Annotated in this window: 1 pseudogene; it reads right to left on the reverse strand. The window is 67.1% G+C overall.

Annotation, left to right across the window (positions count from 1 at the left end):
* Window positions 1-387, reverse strand: a pseudogene (locus IL252_RS17460) (hypothetical protein); the annotation flags it as partial.
* Window positions 388-401 lie beyond the last annotated feature (14 nt).

Raw genomic sequence — 401 nt, forward strand, 5'->3', positions numbered from 1 at the left:
GTAGGGGTTCGCGTCGGGATCACGGAAGCCGAGGTGGATGTGGTTCGGGACCCACGGCGCGAAAAAGCCCGCTCGGACCAGCTCCCCGAGGTCGTCGCCGACGGCCACCGTCTCGCCGGGTTCGACGGCGGGGTCGACATGCAGCAGCCGTGCCACAGTGTCGCCGGTGTCGACCAGGATGAGATGGTCGTGTTCGGCGGCGTAGGCCTTCGGCGGGGCCTGCACCGTCTTCGTGTCCAGCACTTCGCCGGCGACCGGCGACGGCGCGCGCTCGCCGTCTGGGTAGAGGTCGATGGCACACCCCTTGTCGTGGGCGTCGAACGGCGAGTTGTACAGGGAAAAGCGGTAATACTGAAAGAGTACGCCTCGCGGTATCGTGACGACCATCGGCGGCGATTAGG

The sequence above is a fragment of the Halomicrobium sp. IBSBa genome, assembly GCF_017612575.1.
Taxonomy (GTDB): domain Archaea; phylum Halobacteriota; class Halobacteria; order Halobacteriales; family Haloarculaceae; genus Halomicrobium.